Genomic DNA, 21,512 nt, shown 5'->3' on the forward strand with positions numbered 1-21,512 from the left:
GCGCGGTCCTCGACGCGCCGGTCACACCGCCTCGCTTTTGTCGCTCTCGCCTGAATTGCGAAGCGTGCTCCCGCAGTTGACCAACGCTTACGGTACGACCCGGCGCGTCGTCGACGTCGCGATCGACCGCCAGGTGACGTTCCTCGCGGCCGCGATCGCGTACTACGCGTTCGTCTCGTTGATCCCCGCTCTCCTACTTCTCGTCGTTGCCGCGACCGCCGTCTTCGGCGAGGTGATCGCCGGGGAACTCGTGGCGGCGGCGGGCGACTTCCTCACGCCGGCCGGCCAGGAGGTGGTGGTCGTCGCAATCTCTTCGGCTGGCGGCCGGACCGGGGCGAGCGTGTTCGGTGTCGCCGTGCTGTTGTGGTCGACGCTGAAGGTGTTCCGCGGACTCGACACCGTGTTCGCTGAGCTCTACGGTACCACGCAGCCGCCGGACCTCCTCAAACAGTTCACGGACGCCGGGTCGGTGATCGTTGCCGTCGGCGTCAGCTTCGGCGTGATGATCGTCGTCGGCGCGTTCGTCGCGGCCGCCGACGCGGTCGCGGTCGTCGAGGCGGCGAGCATCCTCGTGCTTCCGGGGCTGCTCGCGCTCACCTTCCTCCCGATGTACTACCTGCTTCCCGAGCCAGACATCCGGATCCGAGAGGCCCTGCCGGGCGCAGCGCTCGCGGCGGTCGGCTGGACGCTGTTGCAGGCTGGGTTCCAGCTGTACGCCGCGAGCGCAGCGCAGTACCAGGTGTACGGCGTTATCGGCGGTATCCTGCTGCTCGTCACGTGGTTGTACCTCGCCGCCGTGGTAATCGTGGTCGGTGGGGTCGTCAACGTTGTCTTGGCCGGGCGCGAGGACTCGGTGCACCCCGGCGTGACGGGTCGTGGAGCCGGACCGGTTCGTGGCGTCGGTCCGTCCGACCACACTGCGGACCGGCAGTTACAACACGACCGCGGCCGACCCACGGGTATGAACGGCGAGTCGGACGGCGCGGACGACGCCGGCGACGAGGAACGGCCGCAGGGGGCACCGGACGTCGCCGCGCTCCAGGAGGAAGTCGGGCGACTGCGGGCGGAGTTCGACGAGTTCGAAGATGACGTGGAGCGGCGCACCGTCGACAAGCCCGCGGTCGAGTCGGAGCTGAAACGCTACGTCCGGTCGCGGATGCGACGCGGCCACGCCCGCGGCTGGGGGCCGTACCTCGTGATGCTGTACGGGACGGTGCTGATATTGGGCGCGTTCTCCTTTCTCGACGGGCTCTACGCCATCGCCGCGATGCTCATCCTCGGCCTGTCGACGCTGGGGCTGTACACCCTCTTTATCATCGTCGGTGTCGGTCTCAATCTGCTCGAGACCCCTGGAAAGGCGCTCGATTACGCTCGCGACCGCGGCGACGACTGATCCGTGACCGCGCTCGTCCCCGCGGAACGTGGCGTCGGCGAGATCGTTTTCGTCGATGCGCTTCCCGAATTTGTCGTCGTCGTCTTCGCGGCCATCACCCACCTCGCCGACCCGTGGTTCTTGTTCGGACTATTGGCGGTCGCCTACTGGTTCGCCGACGAACGGGTCGCGGCCTCGCCGCGCCGGGCCGGCGCGACGGCCATCGCGGTCGTCACCTGTGCGTACGCCGCCGTCGCGCTCGCCAAGGCGTGGTTCGCTGCCCCCCGGCCGCCGGGCGCGATGGGGCCCGCCGACGTGCCGACGTGGCTCCCCGGCCTGCTGTCGGCGTGGTACGAGGCGCAGGTCCTCTCAGACGGCTTCGGGTTTCCGAGCGGTCACGCCACCGGCGGCGCGGCGGCGTACCTCGCACTGGCGCTCCTCTATGACCGGAGGTGGACCGCACGCGGGCGCGTCCTCGCGGCCGCCGCAGTCGCCGTCGCCGTCGCGGCCTCGCGGGTCGTCATCGAGGTCCACTACCTCGTCGACGTGCTCGCCGGCCTGATCGTCGGCGTCGCCGTCGTGCTCGGCGCGCTGTGGCTCGCCGGTGACCCTCGACTCCGCGGGGGGCCGGTTTTGCCGACGAACCGCGGACCGACCGCCGACCTCGACCCCACGCCGGCGTTTCTGTTGGCCGCGGTCGTCTCGTTCGCCGCGGCCGGGGTCGCACTCGCCGGCGGGCACGCTGGCGAGGTGGCCGAAGCGGGGATCGGTATCGCCACGGGACTCGGCGGCGCGGCGGGCTGGCGGCTCGTCGCCGGCGACGAGCCCGCGGTTCCGATCCGAATCGCGGTCCCCTCGCTCGCCGTGACCGGTGCGCTCTGGATCGGCGCGTACGCGCTCTCGGACTCGCTCGTCGTCACGCTCGTCGCGACGACCGCCGCGGTCGTCGCTGTCGTCGCGCTGCCCGCGGTACCGGCGCGGCTGGAGCGGCTGTCGCTCGTCGGAAACTGAGAGGCGCCACGAACGGCGAGTCCCTTCGCACTCGAACCGCATTCAAAAGAAATCGGAGACCGCGAACCGCGTCGTCGCCTCAGAACGTCTCGAGGTAGCGGTCCTCCTCCCACTGCGACACCTGGGTGAGGTACTCGCTGAACTCCTGCGACTTCGCCTGGGCGAACTTCTCGGAGGTGTGCGGGCCGAGTGCGTCCTGGAGCACTTCGTCCGCCTCCAGCTCCTCGACGGCGGCGCCGAGGTTCGGCGGGAGCGTCTCGATGCCGTACTCCCGCCGCTTCTCGTCGTCGAACTCGTAGATGTCCTCGCGGACCGGGTCGCCCGGGTCGGCACCGGTCTTGATCCCGTCGATCCCGGCGGCGATGAGCGACGCCAGTCCGAGGTAGGGGTTACAGGACGGGTCGGGGCTGCGGACCTCGAACCGGGCCGAGACGCCCGCGGCGTCCGGGACGCGGACGAGCGCCGAGCGGTTCGTGTCGGACCACGCGACGTAGATGGGCGCCTCGTAGCCGGGCACCAGGCGCTTGTAGGAGTTCACGGTCGGGTTCGTCACGGCCGTGAACGCGGGGGCGTGGTTCAGGATGCCGCCCATGAACTGGTAGGCCGTCTCGCTCAGGTTGAACTCGTCGCCGTCGTCGGCGAAGGCGTTGCCGTCCTCGTCGAACAGCGAGATGTGGGTGTGCATCCCCGAGCCGTTGATCTCGGCGATCGGCTTGGGCATGAACGTCGCGTGGAGGTCGTGCTGGCTCGCCACCGCGCGGACGACGGCGCGGAACGTCGCGATGTTGTCCGCGGTCGTGAGCGCGTCGTCGTACTTGAAGTTGATCTCGTGTTGCCCCTCGGCGACCTCGTGGTGCGAGGCCTCGATCTCGAAGCCCATGTCCTCCAACGTGAAGATGATCTCCTTGCGCACGTCGCTCGCGAGGTCCTTGGGCGCGAGGTCGAAGTAGCCGCCGTTGTCGTGGGGGATCGTCGTCGCGTTCCCGTCGTCGTCGGTCTTGAACAGGAAGAACTCCGGCTCGGGGCCGATGGAGACGGAGTAGCCCATCTCCTCGGCCTCCGCGAGGACGCTTTTTAGCACCTGACGCGGGCCGCCGGCGAACGGCTCCCCCTCCGTAGTGACGATGTCACAGATGATCCGGGCGGCCGCGGAGCCGTCCTCGCCGCTGCGCCACGGGAGGACCGCGAACGTGTCGGGGTCGGGGACGAGACGCATGTCCGACTCCTGAATGCGCACGAAGCCTTCGATGGAAGAGCCGTCGAAGTAGATGCCCTCGGTGAACGCCTTCTCCGCCTGGTGGGCCGGGACGGAGACGTTCTTCACGACGCCGAGGATGTCGGTGAATTGGAGCCGCAGGAAATCGACGTTTTTCTCTTCGATTTCGTCGAGTACCGCCTGTTCATCGGCCGTTAGGCCGCCGTCTGTTTTCGCGTGTTCGTCCGTCATGTTCTGGACGGATGAGTAGTTATCTGCCAGTATAAAGGCCTTATCGCTTGGTGCATGAACCGCCAGTGCGGCAATACTGCTGGACGTTCGTAAAATTATAAACCCCTGAACACGTGGATCAGTGTGATGACGTACGAAAACCTCGACGCCAAACTCGTCAATTCGCTTCTCAGCAACGGTCGTGCGAGCCTCCGAAGTCTCGGTGACGAACTCGACGTCTCTGTGACCACCGTCTCGAATCACCTCCGCGACCTCGAAGACGAGGGCGTGATCCGGGGATACACGCCTATCGTCGACTACGACAAGCTCGGATACGACGTAACGGCCGTGCTGCAGCTAAAAGTCGAGGGCAGCGCGCTCCCCGACGTCACGGAGAAGCTCCGCCAGGAGAAACAGATGGTGAGCGTCTACGAGGTCACAGGCGACTACGACGTGATCGCGATCGGCAAGTTCACCGACACGGACGGGATGAACGACCAGATCAAGGCCATCCTTACCGACGCCGACATCCGCGAGTCGAACACGAGCGTCGTCCTCAACGCGGTCACCGAGAACGAGCAGTTCGACCTTGACCTCAACGAGGAGTAAGCCGCCCGAGTTACGACCGCTCGCGCCCGACCGCCCCGCCGTTCGCTCACGCTCCCCCCGTTGTCGATTACCCGGCCCCTACTGCCGCTCGGCCGCTTCCTCCAGAACCTCCACGGCCGGCAGCGGCTCGCCCGTCAGCGCGCGGATGTACGCCCCGCCCGCGATAGACACGTGCGAGAAGTCGGCCTCACTCAGGCCGTACATCTCTATCGCGCGCGAGGTGTCGCCTCCGCCGACGACGGAGAAGCAGTCGGTGTCGGCGATAGCTTCGAGCACCCCAACGGTGCCGTCGGCGAACCGCTCGTCCTCGAAGACACCGAGCGCGCCCTTCACGAACACGCCGTCGGACTCGCGGATGAGCGGCTCGTAAGCCGCGACCGTCTCTGAGCCCACGTCGAGGTATCCCGTTGTCTTCTCGTCGATGTCGTCGACGGCGACCTCCGCGCGCTCGCCGTCGGGCCCCTCGTACGCGAGGTCCGTCGCGAGGTGGATCGCGTCGCCGCGCTCGTCGAGCACCGACTCGATCAGCGCTTGGTTCTCGTTCCACTGCTCGTCGAACAGGTCCGTCCCGCCGACGTCGTGTCCGACCGGGTGGCCGGCGGCGCGTAAGAACAGCTCGCCGGCGACGCCGCCGAGCAGGAACCGGTCGACCCGGTCGTCTAACGCGTCCATCACGCCGATCACGTCGGTCGCCTTCGTCCCGCCGACGACCATCGTCACCGGCCCGTCGAACTCGCGGGTCGCGATGGCGGTGTTGGCCTCGTACTCCGTCTCCATCACGCGCCCGGCGTACGCGGGGAGCACGAGCGGGAAGCCGACCAGCGATGCGTGCTTTCGGTGAGCCGCCGAGTACGCGTCGTTGACGTACGCGTCGAAATGGGGTGCGAGCGTTCTCACGAACTCCGTCTCGGCCTTCTCCTCGGGCGACGCCTCGGGGAGTTCGTCGTCGCACATCCGGGTGTTCTCTAGCAGGAGGACCTCGCCCGCGGCGAGCGCGTCGATGGCGTCCAGCGCCGCGTCGCCGTACGTGTCCGCGACGAAGTCGACGTCGCGGCCGACGTGGTCCGCGAGGATGGCGGCGTGACCCGACAGCGACGTGAAGTCGTCGCCACCGGGACGGCCTTGATGAGCCATGCAGACCACGCGGTGACCGGCCTCGGCGAGTTCGCGGACCGTCTCCGCGTGGCGGTCGAAGCGGCGGTTATCCTGCGGTTCTCCGTCCTCGATCGGTGAGTTGAGGTCGAGTCGAACGAGGACGCGCGACGCTGCCGGGAGGTCGTCGATGGTGTCGAACGCGGTCATGGGTGAATGGTCGTCGAAGAGATATTTAAGCGGTCGTTCTCCGGAGAAACGTTGCCGCCGGGTCGCGCCCGCGGGAGGCGGCGGACACAGCGCGGGTCCGACGGTCGCGGCGCTCGCTTACGCCTCGTCCGTGACGTACGCGGCCATGTCGAGCATCCGGCTCGAGAAGCCGTACTCGTTGTCGTACCAGGTGAGGATCTTCAGGAGCTTCCCGCCCGCGATGACGTTCGTGGACTGCAGGTCGACGTAGCTGGAGAACGGGAGGCCGACGATGTCGCTGGAGACGACCTCGTCGTCGGTGTATCCGAGGACACCGGCGAGCGGGCCGTCGTCGGCGGCGTCGCGGAAGGCGGCGTTGACTTCCTCCGCGGTGACGTTTTCGTCGAGGGTGACGACGAACTCGGTGATGGAGCCGCTCGGGACCGGGACGCGCATCGCCATCCCGTCGATTTTCCCCTCCAACTGCGGGAGGACCTCCTGTGCCGCGCCGGCCGCCCCCGTCGAGGTCGGAACGATGTTCTCGGCGGCGGCGCGCCCGCGGCGCGTCTTCGCCTTCGGCCCGTCGATGAGCGCCTGCGAGCCGGTGTACGCGTGCACGGTGGTCAGCGTGCCGGCGTCGATTCCGAACTCCTCGTCGAGCACCTTCGCGACCGGCGTGATGGAGTTCGTCGTACAGGAGGCGTTCGAGACGACGTCGTCGCCCTCGTACTCGTGGTGGTTGACGCCGTACACCAGCTGTTTGACCGGCTTGTCGCCCTTCGGCGGCGCCGAGATAATCACGGTGTCGGCACCGCCGTCGAGATGCGCGCTCGCGTCTTCGCGCGTGCGGAAGACGCCCGTACACTCCAGCGCGACGTCGACGTCGAGTTCGTCCCACGGGAGGTCCGCCGGGTCCTGCACGTTGTACAGCGGGACCGACGTGCCGCCGATCGTTAGCGTGTCGCCGTCGCGCTCGACGCCGTCGAGCCGTCCCATGACGGTGTCGTACTTCGCGAGATACGCCATATCGTCGAAGTCCATCACGTCGTTGATACCGACGAGTTCGATCCGCGGTGACTCCATCACCGCGCGAAACACGTTCCGCCCGATCCGGCCGAACCCGTTGAGACCGACTCGCACGACCTCCTCTTCGCTCACGTCGTCGGCTGCATCGAGATGTGATTTACTCATATCTGAAAAAACGAGGCGCAGATACTTAAATCCGACCGAGTCCGCCTGAGACAGTCACTATCGTTCGATTTCGTTACGATCGGTGTCGGTCGTCGCGACCGGATTCCACCGACGGCCTGCGGGGCCGTCGCGTCACCCACGAGGTCGGCGCCGCGTTCTGTCGGCCAATACGGCGATCGACAGAAGGCTTATCGGGGTCACCACCCTGACTCGTAGTATGGATAGAGACGATCGTGAAGATCCGTTCGGCGATTTCTTCGCGGAAATCGAACGGATGATGAACGACATGGCCAGCGGTGAACCGGGCACCGAGGACGCCGGCTTCGGGTCGGCGACGCACGTGGACGCGTACACCACCGACGACGGTGTGCGACTCATCGCCGACCTCCCGGCCGTCTCGAAAGAGGAACTCTCCCTGCAGTGCGACGGCGAGGCCCTGACCATCTCCGCGGTCTCCGACCGGCGTGAATACGACGAGACCGTCGACCTCCCCGCCCCGGTCGACGAGCACTCCGCGAACGCGACGTTCAACAACGGCATCCTCGAAGTCACGTTCGATCGCGACGACGACTCCGCGTCGATCGACCTCGAGTAGCGGATCGCTTTTCGGTTATTTTCCTGCCGCGGTCCGCTCGATGAGTTCCGCGAGCCGGTCGTAAAAGTCGGGGTCGTACTTCGTCGCCGCGTCCACTGTCGGGCGCGCGTTGGTCTCGTTGACGACCAGCCGGTCGTCCGTTTCGAGTAGGTCGACGCCGAGATAGTCGATCCCGAGGGTGTCGGCCGCTCGCTCGGCCAGTCGCCGGGCGTGCGCCGGAAGGTCGACGCCAGTCGCCTCGGCGCCGCGGTGGACATTGTGTTTCCACCGGCCCCCTTCGCGGGCGTCAGGGGGGAGCTCCCGGCGCACCGCGCCGGCGTACGCGCCGTCGACGACCATCGCGCGGTAATCGCGCGCGTCGGGGAGGAACTCTTGGATCAGGTACGACTTGTCGCCGGTCGCCCGGTAGTCGTGGACGAGGTTCAGGTAGTCGACGACGCCGAGGAGGGAGTCGAGGTCGCCGGCGGTCGCGACGCCGACGCCTCGGGTCGCGGAGTTCGGCTTGACGACGACGGGGTACGAGAACGACGAGACGGCCTCGGTGACGACCGTCTCGTTCACGGGGTTCGACACCAGCGTCGTCCGCGGCGTCGGGAGCCCGGCGTCGTCGAGCGCGGTGAGCACGCCCGCTTTGTTCCGCGAGGTGAGGACGGCCTCGCGGTCGTTCACCCACGGGACCGACAGCCGCGCGTCGACCAGGGCGCCCTCCATGAGCCGCGAGGGGTAGACGAAGCCCGCGTCGAAGCCGCCGAACTCCTCATCGGTCTCGGGTCCGCCGCCGGAGACGCGGAGCGACCGCTCTTTCGCCTGCACGTGTTCAACGGCGACGCCGCGGGCCGCGAGCGGCTCGCGAACTCGGTTGAGCGTCTCCGCGTCGGTCGTCATCGCGAGCCGAAGCATACGCTCGCTCGGAGCCGTTCGGACTTAAAAACGATGCGGCGGTCGTCGGGGGCTCGCGTCGCCGGTCCGTTCGGACCGTGCCCGCGCTACTGGAGGTGGCCTTCCTCGCGGAGCTGTTCCGCCTCGCTCTTCTCGTAGCGCCACGAGATGTCGCCCTTCTCGTCTTGCCAGTCCCACGGCTCGACGAGGACGATGTCGTCCTCGCGGATCCAGACGCGCTTCTGCATCCGTCCGGGAATGCGCGCAGTCCGCTCTTTCCCGTCGGCACAGCGAACGCGGACCCGGTTCGCGCCGAGCATCTCGACGACCTCTGCGAACACCTCGTCGTCGTCAGGCATCCGGAGGTCGTTTCGACCGTCGCCGTCTCCGTTGCTCATGCGTACGCGGTGATACGCGCTCCCTGAAATAAAAGGGCCGCTCTCTGTGCCGAAGCGCCCTTTTTAACTCGCGACGGCAGCGACCTGCCGGCATGCGTGACACGCTCGGACTCACCGGTCTCGTCGGCGTCGCTCTCGTCCTCCTCGCACTCGGACTGCTGACCGCGTACGATCCCCTCGTCGGGGGTGGCGTCGCCGTCGCGCTGGCGGGCGTCGGACTGATCGCCAAGGGCGTCGCCGATTCGGCGATGCACATGTTCGGCCTCAAGTGACCGGCTAGCGACGATCGCCGCTCGCGTCTCGGATCGGTTCGGTCCCGCGTCGCTCCCGAAAGAGTGATAACCGACGGTCGCTGCGGGCCGATATGGTCGAAGTACCCGCGGTCGCGGTCGAACTCGCCGAGTTACTCGCGGTCGTCGTCGGGGCCGGCGTGGCCTCGGCTATCGGCGTCGTGCTCGAACAGTTCGGACTCTCAGCGGCCTCCGCCGGCGACCTCGTGCTCGGTGCGTGGGCTGTCGGAATGGGACTGCTCGCGCTGTACATCGGAGTTGTCGCGCTCGGCTACGAGCAAGCGCTCCCCCGGCTCCAGCGCCTCGCGACCGGCGAGTAGGCCCGCACCGCCGAACCGCGGTCAGTGATTTATAACTCTCCGTTCGCCGCTCGCTCCCGGACGGCCGTCGCTCGTTCGCGGATCGCGGCCCACTCCTCGTCGCCCTTGCCGTCGACGTGCGAGTACATCAGCCCCATCCGTCCGGTGTCCCGGAGCGTCTCCTCGTTCTCCTTCAGGAAGTCCCAGTAGAGCGCGTTGAACGGGCACGCGCCCTCGCCCGTCGTCCGGGAGACCGCATACGGACACGACGCGCAGTGGTCGCTCATCCGGTTCACGTAGTTCCCCGATGCGGCGTACGGCTTCGAAGAGAGCACGTCCGTCCCGAACGACCCCATCGCGACGACGTTCGGCGTCGTCACCCAGTGGTACGCGTCGACGAAGCCGAGGTGGAACCACTCGTTCAGTTCGGCCGGGTCGGCGCCGTAGATCAGCGCGAAGTTCGAGAGCACCATCAGCCGCTCGATGTGGTGTGCGTACCCGTACTCACGGACGTGGTCGACCGCCTCCGACAGGCAGGCCATGTCAGTGTCGCCGTCCCAGTACGTCGGCGGAAGCTCTCGGGACTGATCCAACTGATTGGCCGTCGAGAGCGCCGGCATCGCCTCGCGGTAGACGTGTCGCACGAACTCCCGCCAGCCGATCACCTGTCTGATGAACCCCTCGACCGCGTTGAGCGGGACCGGCGGGAGGTCTGCGTCTTCGTCGCCCGCGCCGTCGACGGCGCTCGCACTCCCGCCGTCCTCTCCCGCCGCGAACGCGCCCAGCGTCGTCTCGCTCGCATCGCCCGCGTCGTCGGGGTCGTACGCACCCGGCTCGGCCCCCCGCGCCTCGTAGGCCGCTTCCACCGCTCGGACGGGTTTGCGCGGGTTGAGGAGCCCGAGGTTGATCGCCGGCGACAGCAGCGAGTGCGACAGGAACGGCTCGCCCGCCACCATCGCGTCCTCGTACCGTCCGAACGAGGGGAGTCGATCGCGGACGAACGCGTCGAGCGCCGCGCGGGCCTCGTCTCGGGTGGTGGGCCACGCGAACGCGTCGAGGGAGCCGTCGCCCCACGTGTCGAACCGGTCGCGGACCCACGCGTGCGTCTCGCGGGTGAGGTCGTCCGGTTCGAACTGCGGCCGCGTCGGTGGCTCCCAGTCGTCCGGCGGGGTCTCCTGATTCAGATCGTCGTAGTTCCACTCTCCGCCGACGGGGTCGTCGCCGTCCATCAACACGCCCGTCTCGCGGCGGACGTGGCGGTACCACCCCTCCTGTCGGTACGTGCGCTCGGCGGTGTCGTCCGCGTCGAGGATCGACTCGCTCCCCCGATTGCCGTTCGGCTCGCCCGCCCACTCCCGCCAGTCGGCCGGGGTCGTCCAGAACAGTTCGTTCTCCGACAGCGTCAGCGACCCGCCTCGCTCGGCGACGAGGTCGCGGAGGCGCTCGCCGGCCCCGTGGCTCGCGGGGCGCATCAGCCGGAGGGCGGCGTCAGACCGGTTGGCGAGGAACTCGTCGAGTCCCTCGCCGAACGACTCCGCCCGCAGGTACGTCACGTCGTGGCCGCGCTCGCGCAGTTCGTCCCGGAAGTGCCGCATCGCGGAGAAGACGAGCGTCAGTTTGTGGGCGTGGTACGGCTTCCGATCGGCGAAGCCGTGCGCCTCGATCAGCAGCACTTCGTCGGCGGCTTCGAGCGCGTCGAGGTCGGGGTTTAGCTGATCGCCGAGCAGCCACAGGGCGGGTCTGTCGCTCACGGCCGATCACACGGACTCCGTCGCCATAGCTTCGGTGGCGGGCTCGGCGCGATCGGCGACCGCCGGCCGCCGTCACCGCTCTCGCGGGTAGCTTTTTGTCCCGGCTCTGCCTGCCCGTGGTATGGAGTACACGACTCTCGGGGACACTGGGATGAGGGTGTCGAAAATCTGCCTCGGCTGTATGAGCTTCGGCGACTCCGATTGGCGCGAGTGGGTCCTCGACGAGTCGGAGGGGAAAGCGCTCGTCGAGCGCGCGCTTGAGTTGGGGGTGACCTTCTTTGACACTGCCAACATGTACTCGAACGGCGCGTCGGAGCGCGTCCTCGGCGAGGCGCTCGAGGGCCACCGCGAGGAGACGGTCGTCGCCACGAAGGGGTTCTTCCGGATGGACGAGTCGAACCCGAACTCGGGCGGCCTCTCCCGAAAAGCGATCGAACAGGAGCTACAACACAGTCTCGACCGGCTCGGAACCGACACGATCGACCTCTACCAGATCCACCGCTGGGATTACAAGACGCCCATCGAGGAAACGCTGGCGGCGCTCGACGACGCGGTCCGTCGCGGCGACGTGCGGTACATCGGCGCCTCCTCGATGTGGGCGCATCAGTTCGCCGAGTCACTGCACGCGAGCGAGCGCGAGGGGTACGAGCGATTCGCCACCATGCAGAACCACTACAACCTCGCGTACCGCGAGGAGGAGCGCGAGATGCTCCCGCTGTGCGAGAAGGAACGCGTCGGCGTCATGCCGTGGAGCCCGCTCGCGCGCGGCTACCTCACCCGACCGCACGAGGAGATCGACGCGACGCTCCGCGGGGAGACGGAAGAGCACCTCTACGCGCACCCCTACCGCGAGGGCGGCGGTCCAGCGGTCAACGAGCGCGTCGCGGAACTGGCCGACGAGAAGGGGGTGAAGATGGCACAGATCGCGTTGTCGTGGCTGTTCCACAAGGAATGGGTCGACACGCCCATCGTCGGAACGAGCAGCATCGAACACCTCGAGGACGCAGTCGAAGCGCTCGACATCGACCTCTCGGACTCCGATATGGAGTGGCTCGAAGAGCCGTACGAGTCCGTTCGCGTCTCCGGACACAACTGATCGGGCGGCGCCAATCAGGCACCGGAAACGAATGACTGAATTCCGTTTCCTCCCGTTCATGCCATCTTCGGAATCCAGTGACGAACTGGTAGCGAGACCACAACTCTCGCGGACCTTTGAGCGACGACGATCGGTCTCCCGTCCCGCCGAGTATCGAGTACGCGCCCACTCGGACGTGGTGTCCGAACTGCGGTACCCACGTCCCGGACATCGGCCGCGACGCGGAGACGACCGAGTGTCCGAACCGTCACCGAGCGATTCGCTCCTGACGGGCGAGTGGGCGACCGCGGACCGAGCGCCGCGACCGGTCGACCCGGTATAAACGCACCGTCGAGAGCCGGAGCAACAACCCTTTTCGGCCGGGCTACCGAACTGAGAGCTATGGTAGACGACGAAGCCACCGACGCCGACACCGGTGACGAACAGGGCAGCGACGCCGCCGAAGGGGGAGAAGACGACGAGGAGAAGTCGTTCCGCGAGCGCGTCGAGGAGATTCGCGAGCGGCGCGAACAGGAGCGCGAGGAGGGCGACCGACCCGACCCGGAAGAGATGATGGGCGGCGGTCCGGGCGGCGCCGGCGGCCCGCCCGGGATGGGCGGCGGCGGTGGCGGCGGCAACCCGTTCGCGCAGATGATGTCCGGCATGATGGGCGGCGGCGGTCCGGGCGGCGCCGGCGGCCCGCCCGGGATGGGCGGCGGTCCGGGCGGTCGACCCGGTGAGGAAAGCGACGATCAGGTCGGCAACGAGGAGCTCGTGCGCGAGGTCCGCCAGCTCCGCGACGAGGTCCGCGACGCGACCCGCCAGCTCCAGCGCATCGCGCAGGCGCTCGAAGACGACTGAGACGCGGCTCGCGGCTCCGTCCCCTTTCTTCGCTTCAATTTCCGCACCGGTCGATGATCCCACTCCGTCACTCCCGAGTATTGCTCTCCTGTCGACCGGCGCGGCCGCCGCTCTCCGAACGAGTCGTCATAAAAAAACACCGTCGGTGGCGCCTATCGGCGCATGCTCTGCCCGTCTAACACTCCGACCAGCCGCACGACTCGCACGTCTTGCAGCCCTCGGAGTAGTAGAGGTTCATCCCGCCGCAGTCGGGACACTCGGGCGATTCACCCGCCGCGATGAGCTCTTGCATCGCGTCGTCGGCGCCGGCCGCGTCGTCGTCCGCCTGGCCGGGTCCGTCCGCGCTCGGGGCGTCGGTCGCCGTGCCCGCGTCGACCGCGCCGCCGTCGGTGTGGCCCGCCTGCTCGCTCGCCAGGTCGCGCTCGACATCGTCGAGGCTCTGCTGTTGCGGAATCCCCTTGTCGATCTCGTCGTCGAGATAGCGCCGGAGCGCGGTACCGATCGCGTCCGGGATCGACTGGATCTGCTCGCCCTTGTCCCAGGCGACCTTCGGACTCCGGGTGCCCTGGAGTTCGTCGACGATCTCCTCGGGGTCGACGCCCGAGCGAAGCGCCGTCGAGATGACCTTCGCGAGTGCCTCCGTGAAGGAGTTGGTGTAGCCGCCGGAGTGACCGATGTTCGCGAACAGCTCGAACGGTCGGCCGTTCTCGTCCTCGTTGATCGTGACGTACAGCTTGCCGTATCCGGTCTCGACACGCTGCGTGACGCCGCTCAGGGAGTCGGGACGCGGACTGCGCTCGCTGTAGTCGATCCGCGGCTGCTCGCTCGCCTCCAGCAGGTCCGCGATCTCCGTGTCGATCGCCGCCTGCACGTCCTCGTTGTCGAGGAACGCCTCGAGGCCGCCGAACACTTCGCCGATCTGTTCGACGATCGTCTCGGCCGCCTCGGCCTCGTCGGCGAACTCCGTGTTCTTCGCGCGGGTCGTGAGAACCTGCTTCGAGCGGGTGCCGTCGCGGTAGACGGTGACGCCCTTCCCGCCGTGGTCGTAGATGTAGCGGTACACCTCTTCCATCTCCTCTGCGGTGGCGTCGTTCGGGAAGTTACACGTCTTCGAGATGGCGGAGTCGACGCCCTCCTGGCAGGCGCACTGGACCGCTGCGTGCTGCTTGCCGGAGAGGTCGCCGGTGACGACGAACAGCTCGCCGATCGCGTCCGGAACCGTCTCTAACCCGTCCACGCCGTCGAACTCGTTGGCCGCCATCTGATCCTGGGCCTCCTGCTTGACGGCGTCGACGTCGATGTCGTTCTCCTCTAACGTGCGCAGGAAGTAGTCGTCGAACTCGACGAGCATCTCGTCGCCCTGCACGTCGTCGGAGACGTTCTTGTAGTAGGCGACGTTGTAGATGGGCTCACAGCCGCCGGTGGTGTTCCCGATCATCGACGTCGTGCCCGTGGGCGCGATGGTCGTCGTGTTGTGGTTGCGGACCGGGAACCCGTCCTTCCACTCGTCGGCGTCGAGCCCGGTGTAGTGCTCGAACCAGTCGCGGTACTCGGTGGGGTTCGCGTACTTCGACTCCTCCCAGTCGTTGAACGTCCCGCGCTCCTCGGCGAGCTTGTGGGAACTCTGCTTCGACGCGTGGTTGATGTGGGTCATCAGCTGGCGGGCAACTTCGTTGCCCTCCTCGGTGCCGTACGGAATCCCGAGCTGGATGTACAGCTGGGCGAGCCCCATGATGCCCAGACCGATCTTCCGCATGTCCCGGACCTTCTGTTCGATCTTCTCGACCGGGAAGTCGGACATCGTCACCACGTTCTCGAGGAAGCGGGTGCCGTAGTCGATCCGCTCGTCGAACTCCTCGAAGTCGATCGCCTCGTCGAGGAACGCCGACATGGCGGCCTCCTTCGAGTCGTACTCGTCGGCGTGCGCCTCGGACCAGACGCGCCAGTCCGGTGCGTCCATCGCCGCGAGCGTCGAGAGGTTGATGTGACCGAGGTTGCAGGCCTCGTACTCCTCAAGCGGCTGCTCGCCGCAGGGGTTCGTCGCGAGGATCCGGTGGTCCGGATGCTCCTCCACGTCGAAGGAGTGCTCCTTGTTCACGCGCTCGAGGTAGATGACGCCCGGTTCGCCGTTCTCGTGGGCGCCCTCGATCATGTCGTCCCACAGCTCCTGGGCCGGGATCGAGAGCACTTCGCCGACCTCGACGTGTTCGCCGAGACCGAACATGTCGTAGATCTCCTTCGTCTCGGGGGTCGCGACGTGGGGCTCCTCCGTGCGGGGGTTGGTGAAGGTGAACTCCTCGTCGTTGTACAGCGCCTCCATGAAGTCGTCGGTGACGCCGACGCTGATGTTGAAGTTCGAGAGGTGACCTTCGACCGCGTTCCGGAGGTGCTCGGGCACCTTTCCGTCGTCGTCGATGAGCTCACGCGCCTCTTCCAAAGCGTCCGTGAAGGAGTTGTGGGTGAAGTCGTCGGGGTCGTTCAGTCGCAGCGAGTGAGCCAGGGAGACGTCCTTGTTCTTCGAGTGGATGAACTGGATGACGTCCGGGTGCGAGACGCGCATGACGCCCATCTGCGCCCCGCGGCGCGCGCCGCCCTGTGCGATCGTCTCGCACATCTGGTCGAACGTCCGCATAAACGTGATCGGCCCGGAGGCGATCCCGCCCGTCGATCCGACGGCGTCGCCGTAGGGGCGGAGCTTCCAGAACGCGTACCCCATCCCGCCGCCGGACTGGAACACCTCGGCCGCCTCCTTGGCGGTCTGGTGGATGTCGGTGATGTCGTCGGCGGGCGAGTCGACGAAGCAGGCGGAGAGCTGCTGGAGCTCGTCGCCCGCGTTCATCAGCGTCGGGGAGTTCGGCATGAACGAGAGCTGCTCCATCCCGTCGCGGAATCGGTCCGCGGTCGCCTTGACGTGGTCGCCAACGCTCTCGGGGAGCTCGGGGACGATGGTGTCGTACGCGAACTTGTTAACGTTGTGCGCGGTCAGCGCCGTCTCCGCGTCGTCCTCGGCGGTCGTTCCCGCGCCGAACACCTTGGCGGCGAGCTCGTCGCGCCGGGGGTGATCGGGCTTCAACTGATCGGGCGTGACTGTGATCTCGACGCCCTGCTTCTCGGCCTCGAAGACCGCCTCGGCGAGCGCGACGTTGCGCGCGACGCGGTCGAACAGTTCCTCGGGCTTCTCGATGGCCTCGCCGTTCGCGTTCTTCCGGAGGTACCGCGCGGGCAGGATGTTGTGGTAGGCGTTGGCGGTGAGTCGCTCCTCCATCGTCTCGCCCGTGGTTCGTTTGATCGGCAGTTCGAGTTCGTCAGCGGCGACGCCGTCGCTGCTCATTCGACGGCCACCCCACTCGATTGATGTGCGTTCTGGCTCATATATGGTGTCTACGTACTGTCGCAGCAGGCCCTTTTGTGTTCCGCTCCCGGCCCGGATAGGTGTCTATCTGTTCGATTCGGTATGTAATTCCCGGTCCGCGTGTCTGACGCCGGCTTCGATTACGTTCGAAAGCAACGTGTTCTGGATACATAAGCGTAGCCAGACCAGAGTGAAACTGATGCTCGCCGCCCAAAACCGACAGATGAGACGGCCATCCCACCGGAACAAAAGGGGGGTTAATCACTTCGTACTTTCGCCGTTATGCACCGTGTTACCGTGATTGTGTCCACGGGACGGCCCGACGTACACACCCTCACTCGCAGTTTTCGCCGAAGATACTATCAGAAATCAGTGAGTAACTGATCGGCCGGCCCCACAAGCTTATACCCGGCCTGGTCTTGATAGCGGACATGACCGCATCACTCGCCGCCCTCGCATCATCGCTGCCGCTTCAGGCCGGCCTCTTCGCCAGCCAGTCGGGACAGCTCCTCGTCACGCTCGTCGCCGTCGCGATAATCATCATCGTCGGCAAGTTCGTGCTGAAGCTCGCCTGGCGACTGGTCACGATCGGTATCGTCCTCGTCGCCGCGTTCTTCGTCCTGTCGACGATCGGCGTCATCTAACGACGGCCGCGCGGACGCCCCGATTACTGGAACGCGGCGCCGGGTTCGGCGTCGCCGCGGTCGACCTCCGACCGCCTGAACCGCTTTTCGATCTCCTCGTAGCGCTCCCGCGTCTCGGGGGTGACGCTCGGGTTCACCTCGTCGAGCGCGTCCTCGAAGTGGGCCATCGTCACGCGGACGTTGCCGACGGACTCGCCGATCTCCTCGCGCGCGACGCTCCCGATGAACTCCCGGGAGGCGTTCATCGACGCCTCGCGGGCGACCGCCTCGATGTCGGCGCCGACGTATCCCTCGGTCCTGCGGGCCAGCACGTCGAGGTCGACGTCGTCGGCCAGCGGCTTGTTCCGAGTGTGGACCTCCAGAATCTTCCGGCGGGCCTCCTCGTCCGGCACGGGCACGTGCACGTGGCGGTCGAGCCGACCGGGCCGGAGCAGCGCCGAGTCGATGAGGTCCGGGCGGTTCGTCGTCGCGATGACGACCACGTCCTCCAGCGATTCGAGGCCGTCGAGCTCCGTCAGCAGCTGAGAGACGACGCGCTCGCCGACGCCGGAGTCGCCCGAGTTCTTGCCGCGCTCGGTGGCGATCGAGTCGATCTCGTCGAAGAACACGATCGTCGGCGCGTTCTCGCGAGCCTTGCTGAACACCTCGCGGACGCCCTTCTCGGACTCGCCCACGTACTTGTTCAGCAGCTCAGGCCCCTTGATCGAGATGAAGTTCGACTCCGACTCGTTGGCGACAGCCTTTGCGAGCAGGGTCTTCCCCGTGCCCGGCGGGCCGTAGAGCAGGACGCCCTTCGCGGCCTGCATGTCGAGCTCCTCGAACACCTCGGGGTACTCAAGCGGCCACTGGATCGTCTCGCGGAGCCGCTCTTTGGTCTCCTCTAAGCCGCCGACCTGTTCCCAGCTGACGTCCGGGACCTCGACGAACACCTCGCGGAGCGCCGAGGGCTCGATGCCCTTTATCGCTTGCTTGAAGTCATCCTCGGTGACCTGGATGGAGTTCAGCACGTCGGCGTCGATCTCGTCGCTCTCCAAGTCGAGCTCGGGGCGGATCCGACGCAGCGCGTGCATCGCGGACTCCTTCGCCAGCGACTCGAGGTCGGCCCCCACGAAGCCGTGGGTGTTCTCCGCGTACTCGTCGAGGTCGATCTCATCGACCAGCGGCATGTTCCGCGTGTGGACCTGCAGGATCTCCTTGCGGCCGTCGCGGTCGGGAACGCCGACCTCGATCTCACGGTCGAAGCGACCACCGCGCCGGAGCGCGGGATCGATGGCGTCGACGCGGTTGGTCGCGCCGATGACGACGACCTCGCCGCGCTCCTCCAGCCCGTCCATCAGCGAGAGCAGCTGGGCCACGACGCGCCGTTCGACGTCGCCGCCAGCCTCCTCGCGCTTGGGCGCGATCGAGTCGAGCTCGTCCATGAAGATGATCGAGGGCGCCTCCTCGGCCGCCTCCTCGAACACGTCACGGAGCTGCTCCTCGCTCTCGCCGTAGTACTTCGACATGATCTCCGGACCGGAGATAGTGTGGAAGTTCGCGTCGATCTCGTTGGCGACGGCCTTCGCGATCAGCGTCTTCCCCGTGCCCGGCGGGCCGTGCAGGAGCACGCCCTTCGGCGGGTCGATACCGAGCCGTTTGAACAGCTCGGGGTGTCGCATCGGCAGCTCGATCATCTCGCGAACCTGTTCGAGTTCGTTGTCGAGTCCGCCGATATCCTCGTAGGTGATGTCCGGACCGTCGCCCGTCCCGTCGGCGCCGCCGGTCGGTTCGGTCAACTCCTCGGCAGGGACCTCGGAGATCTCTATCTCGGTGTCGTCGGTGATGACGACCGTCCCCGACGGGGTCGTCGAAGCGACCTTCATCGGCACCGCCTGCGACTGGCCGCCCATCAGGCCGAAGCCCATCGACGTGCGGATCGTCTGGCCCTCGGTGACCGGCTGGCCGGAGAGCTTGTCGCGGATGAACGGGGCGATCTGCCCGCGCACGCGCAACTGGCTCGGGAACGCGATCGTCACCGACTCCGCCCGAGAGACGTCGACCGATTCGACCGTCACGCGGTCGTCGATACCGACGTTGGCCTCCTGGCGGAGCCGCCCGTCGATGCGAACGACGCCGCTTCCGTCGTCTTCGGGGTAGCCGGGCCAGACGCGAGCGATCGCGGCCCCGCTGGCGCCCTCCACGCGGACGATGTCGCCGCCGGAGAGCCCGAGCTCCTCGGCCGCGACGCGGTCGATCGCCGCGAGGCGGCGCCCCGCGTCCTTCTGTTTTAGCGGTCTGACGGTGAGTTTCATCGCTCACCCTCCACGGTGACGACGCCGTTCGCGACCTCGGCCGAGGCGGCCGTCCCCGGCAGCTCGAACTCCGACTCGACCGCTTCGCCGTCGCCCTCCACGACGACGATCGCCGTCTGACCGACGGTGTCGACGCTCACGTTCTCTGCGTCGGCGCCCAGATCGGCGGCGACGATCCAGCTGTCATCGTACTCGAACCGGCGGAGCAACGTACCGTCGCCGGTCGATCGGGTCTGTTTGGCAGTCATCCTAACTACAAGTTAGGCGCGTAGCTATTTAAATCTGTCGCCCAAAATCGCATGACGTGAGATGGCGTCGACGCATCGGTAGTGTTGCGGTTCCGGGCCGTTTGGACCGGAGCGCTCGCTCCGGATCGTCATGTGACGACGCCGACGGCTGACGTTTATCACTCCCCGCGCGGTGGACCGACCATGGAGCGGGTCACCCACGACGGTCGCGACACCGCGTACCGGGTCTCAGATCGCGGCGGCAGCGGGCCGACGATCTGTTTCGTCCACGGGAGCGGCGGGAGCAAGGACGTCTGGAAGTCGCAGGCGCGACTGAGCGATCGGTTCCCCACCGTCGCGCTCGATTTGTCCGGCCACGGCGACAGCGACGACGTGGACGCCCCGGCCGGACCCGAGGCGCTTGACGCCTACGCGGACGACGTGGCCGCCGTGGTCGCCGCCACGGGCGCCACGGTGGTCTGCGGTAATTCGCTCGGCGGCGCCGTGGCGCTGCGCGTCGCACTGGAGCGCGACATCGCACTCGACGGACTCGTCCTCGCGGGGACGGGTGCGAAGCTCTCGGTCGCCGAACCGCTGTTAGACGGGCTCGCGACCGATTTCAACCGAGCGATCGACGCGCTTCACGAGCCTGACCGGCTCTTCCACGACGCGCCGGCGGAGTACGTCGAACTCTCTCGAGCCGGTATGCGAGCGTGCGGTCGTGCGGTCACCGAACGCGACTTCCGCGTCTGTCACGCGTTCGACGTCCGCGACCGTCTCGGCGAGATCGAGACGCCGTCGCTCGCGGTCGTCGGGGAACACGACACGCTCACACCGCCGTCGTATCACGACTTCCTCGCGGACCGGATCGACGACTGCGAGCGCGCGACGATCGACGGCGCCGCACACCTCGCGATGCTCGAACAGCCCGCGGCGTTCAACGCGGCGCTCTCGTCGTTTCTCGGACGTAGATCGGCGAACACGACTGAGTAGGCCACGCATCGAGTTCTCGAACCGAACCGAAACGAATCGAACCGAACCGTCTTCGATCGGTTGCCCCGGTGCGGACGGCGGTGAGGGCCTTCTCCGGTCCACGAGGGGACGCCCCGCTCCGCGGCGAGCGGATCTGACAGCGCGTGGTCGCACGGTACCGCTCGACCGTCGACACGCTTTTGCGACGCTGGCGTCGATGGGTGGCAATGGACGGCGACGACCCGAGACGACGGTCCGCCGGCCCGAGCGCGCCAGCCAACGGGGACCGCCCAGTTGGTCCGCCCGCCGACGAGGGCGACGAAACCGTCTCGAACGACTCGAAACACCCAGAGAATCCCGACATCAACGACTTGCTGGCGAAGCTCGACACGCTGCGCGACGTCGTCGACGACGAACACGAGCGCGAGAAGGTGCGACAGACGATCTCGCTCGTGGAGCAGATGCCCGGGAGCGCCGCGTTTCGGACCCGGATCACGAAGTACACCTCGCGAGACATGGCCGAGGCGTTCGTGGGTTCGGTCCTCTTCGCCCTCCCGCTCCTCGTCGAGGGGGGCGTCTTCGAGATTGCGGCGTGGTTCGCCGCGACGACTGCGGGCGGAGTTCCAGTCCTCCTCCTCGTACACGTGGGATTCGTGTTGGTCATGACCGCCGGACTACTGTATTTCGCCGACTTCCGGCAGATCGAGATCAGCCACCCGATACTCGGCGTCATCCCGCGCCGCTACGCCGGGATCCTGCTCGTCTCGCTGTTCACCTCCGTGCTCATGCTAACGCTCTGGGGCCGACTCCACGAGGGGGATCCCACCACCCTCGAGCGGGTCTCCCGCGTGGCGTTCGTCTGGACCGGAGCCGCCTTCGGCGCGAGCCTCGGCGACATCCTGCCGGGCGAGTCGCAGGGGACAGACATCAAGGACCTCGACCTCGACCTGGACTTCGACCGCAAGGACTGACCCCCGGACTCCGCGGC

At 67.2% G+C, this 21,512-nt stretch carries 20 protein-coding genes; 11 read left to right on the forward strand and 9 right to left on the reverse strand.

Annotation, left to right across the window (positions count from 1 at the left end; all coding sequences use genetic code 11):
- Positions 1–64 precede the first annotated feature (64 nt).
- Positions 65–1,393 carry a YihY/virulence factor BrkB family protein gene (locus ACNS84_RS06960; RefSeq protein WP_435074122.1) on the forward strand — a complete coding sequence of 443 codons (1,329 nt, stop codon included), beginning with the start codon at positions 65–67 and terminating at the stop codon, positions 1,391–1,393.
- 3 nt (positions 1,394–1,396) lie between these two features.
- Positions 1,397–2,383, forward strand: a complete 987-nt coding sequence (locus ACNS84_RS06965; RefSeq protein ID WP_435074123.1) for a phosphatase PAP2 family protein — start codon at positions 1,397–1,399, stop codon at positions 2,381–2,383.
- A 79-nt stretch (positions 2,384–2,462) separates the two neighbouring features.
- Here the strand turns inward: ACNS84_RS06965 and glnA are convergent, their stop codons facing one another.
- On the reverse strand, positions 2,463–3,830 hold the full coding sequence (gene glnA / locus ACNS84_RS06970) for a type I glutamate--ammonia ligase (RefSeq protein WP_435074124.1): 1,368 nt from the start codon (positions 3,828–3,830) through the stop codon (positions 2,463–2,465).
- Positions 3,831–3,956: 126 nt separating this feature from the next.
- On the opposite strand from glnA, the gene lrp reads away from it, so the two are divergent.
- Positions 3,957–4,418, forward strand: coding sequence for an HTH-type transcriptional regulator Lrp (lrp, locus tag ACNS84_RS06975; protein WP_410284479.1), 462 nt, complete (start codon positions 3,957–3,959; stop codon positions 4,416–4,418).
- A gap of 78 nt (positions 4,419–4,496) precedes the next feature.
- On the opposite strand, the gene ACNS84_RS06980 is transcribed toward lrp, so the two are convergent.
- Together ACNS84_RS06980 and gap are read right to left on the reverse strand one after the other, a co-directional pair.
- A complete protein-coding gene (locus ACNS84_RS06980; RefSeq protein ID WP_435074125.1) occupies positions 4,497–5,720 on the reverse strand; it encodes a phosphoglycerate kinase in 1,224 nt (407 codons plus the stop codon).
- 117 nt (positions 5,721–5,837) lie between these two features.
- Positions 5,838–6,890: a type I glyceraldehyde-3-phosphate dehydrogenase gene (gap, locus tag ACNS84_RS06985; RefSeq protein ID WP_435074126.1), complete on the reverse strand. Its 1,053-nt coding sequence runs from the start codon at positions 6,888–6,890 to the stop codon at positions 5,838–5,840.
- A 217-nt stretch (positions 6,891–7,107) separates the two neighbouring features.
- On the opposite strand from gap, the gene ACNS84_RS06990 reads away from it, so the two are divergent.
- Entirely contained in the window at positions 7,108–7,485 is a 378-nt protein-coding gene (locus ACNS84_RS06990; RefSeq protein ID WP_435074127.1) for an Hsp20/alpha crystallin family protein, read from the forward strand.
- A gap of 15 nt (positions 7,486–7,500) precedes the next feature.
- Here the strand turns inward: ACNS84_RS06990 and ACNS84_RS06995 are convergent, their stop codons facing one another.
- Complete coding sequence (locus tag ACNS84_RS06995) at positions 7,501–8,385, reverse strand: ATP-grasp domain-containing protein (RefSeq protein WP_435074128.1); 885 nt, start codon at positions 8,383–8,385, stop codon at positions 7,501–7,503.
- 86 nt (positions 8,386–8,471) lie between these two features.
- On the reverse strand, positions 8,472–8,762 hold the full coding sequence (eif1A, locus tag ACNS84_RS07000; RefSeq protein ID WP_004047131.1) for a translation initiation factor eIF-1A: 291 nt from the start codon (positions 8,760–8,762) through the stop codon (positions 8,472–8,474).
- Between the two features lie 92 nt (positions 8,763–8,854).
- Here eif1A and ACNS84_RS07005 point away from each other — a divergent pair, with 92 nt between their 5' ends.
- Positions 8,855–9,034: a DUF7470 family protein gene (locus tag ACNS84_RS07005; RefSeq protein WP_435074129.1), complete on the forward strand. Its 180-nt coding sequence runs from the start codon at positions 8,855–8,857 to the stop codon at positions 9,032–9,034.
- Positions 9,035–9,126: 92 nt separating this feature from the next.
- Entirely contained in the window at positions 9,127–9,372 is a 246-nt protein-coding gene (locus ACNS84_RS07010; RefSeq protein WP_435074130.1) for a DUF8151 family protein, read from the forward strand.
- A gap of 29 nt (positions 9,373–9,401) precedes the next feature.
- On the opposite strand, the gene ACNS84_RS07015 is transcribed toward ACNS84_RS07010, so the two are convergent.
- Positions 9,402–11,102, reverse strand: a complete 1,701-nt coding sequence (locus ACNS84_RS07015; RefSeq protein WP_435074131.1) for a cryptochrome/photolyase family protein — start codon at positions 11,100–11,102, stop codon at positions 9,402–9,404.
- A 121-nt stretch (positions 11,103–11,223) separates the two neighbouring features.
- Here ACNS84_RS07015 and ACNS84_RS07020 point away from each other — a divergent pair, with 121 nt between their 5' ends.
- On the forward strand, positions 11,224–12,198 hold the full coding sequence (locus ACNS84_RS07020) for an aldo/keto reductase (RefSeq protein WP_435074132.1): 975 nt from the start codon (positions 11,224–11,226) through the stop codon (positions 12,196–12,198).
- 381 nt (positions 12,199–12,579) lie between these two features.
- Positions 12,580–13,038: a hypothetical protein gene (locus tag ACNS84_RS07025; protein ID WP_435074133.1), complete on the forward strand. Its 459-nt coding sequence runs from the start codon at positions 12,580–12,582 to the stop codon at positions 13,036–13,038.
- Between the two features lie 175 nt (positions 13,039–13,213).
- Here the strand turns inward: ACNS84_RS07025 and ACNS84_RS07030 are convergent, their stop codons facing one another.
- Entirely contained in the window at positions 13,214–16,369 is a 3,156-nt protein-coding gene (locus ACNS84_RS07030) for an adenosylcobalamin-dependent ribonucleoside-diphosphate reductase (RefSeq protein ID WP_435074134.1), read from the reverse strand.
- Positions 16,370–16,821: 452 nt separating this feature from the next.
- Here ACNS84_RS07030 and ACNS84_RS07035 point away from each other — a divergent pair, with 452 nt between their 5' ends.
- Positions 16,822–17,034 (forward strand): DUF8029 family protein, encoded by a 213-nt coding sequence (locus tag ACNS84_RS07035; RefSeq protein ID WP_435074135.1) that lies wholly within the window; start codon positions 16,822–16,824, stop codon positions 17,032–17,034.
- A gap of 23 nt (positions 17,035–17,057) precedes the next feature.
- Here the strand turns inward: ACNS84_RS07035 and ACNS84_RS07040 are convergent, their stop codons facing one another.
- Together ACNS84_RS07040 and ACNS84_RS07045 are read right to left on the reverse strand one after the other, a co-directional pair.
- The gene (locus ACNS84_RS07040) at positions 17,058–19,325 is read right to left on the reverse strand and encodes a CDC48 family AAA ATPase (protein WP_435074136.1); all 2,268 of its coding nucleotides are present in this window, start codon (positions 19,323–19,325) and stop codon (positions 17,058–17,060) included.
- Entirely contained in the window at positions 19,322–19,573 is a 252-nt protein-coding gene (locus ACNS84_RS07045; protein WP_435074137.1) for a DUF7127 family protein, read from the reverse strand. Before ACNS84_RS07045 ends, ACNS84_RS07040 begins: the two co-directional genes overlap by 4 nt.
- A 183-nt stretch (positions 19,574–19,756) precedes the next feature.
- Here ACNS84_RS07045 and ACNS84_RS07050 point away from each other — a divergent pair, with 183 nt between their 5' ends.
- Both ACNS84_RS07050 and ACNS84_RS07055 read left to right on the forward strand, forming a co-directional pair.
- A complete protein-coding gene (locus ACNS84_RS07050; protein WP_435074138.1) occupies positions 19,757–20,545 on the forward strand; it encodes an alpha/beta fold hydrolase in 789 nt (262 codons plus the stop codon).
- 206 nt (positions 20,546–20,751) lie between these two features.
- On the forward strand, positions 20,752–21,495 hold the full coding sequence (locus ACNS84_RS07055; protein WP_435074139.1) for a DUF2391 family protein: 744 nt from the start codon (positions 20,752–20,754) through the stop codon (positions 21,493–21,495).
- Positions 21,496–21,512 lie beyond the last annotated feature (17 nt).

Origin of the sequence: Halorubrum wangae (genome assembly GCF_051194135.1) — an archaeon.
GTDB lineage: Archaea > Halobacteriota > Halobacteria > Halobacteriales > Haloferacaceae > Halorubrum.

What these genes read in the sequence shown, in the direction of transcription:
- glnA (WP_435074124.1), bottom strand. Translation starts at nt 3,830, where the DNA reads ATGACGGACGAACACGCGAAAACAGACGGCGGCCTAACGGCCGATGAA.
- lrp (WP_410284479.1), top strand. Translation starts at nt 3,957, where the DNA reads ATGACGTACGAAAACCTCGACGCCAAACTCGTCAATTCGCTTCTCAGC.
- ACNS84_RS06980 (WP_435074125.1), bottom strand. Translation starts at nt 5,720, where the DNA reads ATGACCGCGTTCGACACCATCGACGACCTCCCGGCAGCGTCGCGCGTC.
- gap (WP_435074126.1), bottom strand. Translation starts at nt 6,890, where the DNA reads ATGAGTAAATCACATCTCGATGCAGCCGACGACGTGAGCGAAGAGGAG.
- ACNS84_RS06990 (WP_435074127.1), top strand. Translation starts at nt 7,108, where the DNA reads ATGGATAGAGACGATCGTGAAGATCCGTTCGGCGATTTCTTCGCGGAA.
- ACNS84_RS06995 (WP_435074128.1), bottom strand. Translation starts at nt 8,385, where the DNA reads ATGCTTCGGCTCGCGATGACGACCGACGCGGAGACGCTCAACCGAGTT.
- eif1A (WP_004047131.1), bottom strand. Translation starts at nt 8,762, where the DNA reads ATGAGCAACGGAGACGGCGACGGTCGAAACGACCTCCGGATGCCTGAC.
- ACNS84_RS07005 (WP_435074129.1), top strand. Translation starts at nt 8,855, where the DNA reads ATGCGTGACACGCTCGGACTCACCGGTCTCGTCGGCGTCGCTCTCGTC.
- ACNS84_RS07010 (WP_435074130.1), top strand. Translation starts at nt 9,127, where the DNA reads ATGGTCGAAGTACCCGCGGTCGCGGTCGAACTCGCCGAGTTACTCGCG.
- ACNS84_RS07020 (WP_435074132.1), top strand. Translation starts at nt 11,224, where the DNA reads ATGGAGTACACGACTCTCGGGGACACTGGGATGAGGGTGTCGAAAATC.
- ACNS84_RS07025 (WP_435074133.1), top strand. Translation starts at nt 12,580, where the DNA reads ATGGTAGACGACGAAGCCACCGACGCCGACACCGGTGACGAACAGGGC.
- ACNS84_RS07030 (WP_435074134.1), bottom strand. Translation starts at nt 16,369, where the DNA reads ATGAGCAGCGACGGCGTCGCCGCTGACGAACTCGAACTGCCGATCAAA.
- ACNS84_RS07035 (WP_435074135.1), top strand. Translation starts at nt 16,822, where the DNA reads ATGACCGCATCACTCGCCGCCCTCGCATCATCGCTGCCGCTTCAGGCC.
- ACNS84_RS07040 (WP_435074136.1), bottom strand. Translation starts at nt 19,325, where the DNA reads ATGAAACTCACCGTCAGACCGCTAAAACAGAAGGACGCGGGGCGCCGC.
- ACNS84_RS07045 (WP_435074137.1), bottom strand. Translation starts at nt 19,573, where the DNA reads ATGACTGCCAAACAGACCCGATCGACCGGCGACGGTACGTTGCTCCGC.
- ACNS84_RS07050 (WP_435074138.1), top strand. Translation starts at nt 19,757, where the DNA reads ATGGAGCGGGTCACCCACGACGGTCGCGACACCGCGTACCGGGTCTCA.
- ACNS84_RS07055 (WP_435074139.1), top strand. Translation starts at nt 20,752, where the DNA reads ATGGACGGCGACGACCCGAGACGACGGTCCGCCGGCCCGAGCGCGCCA.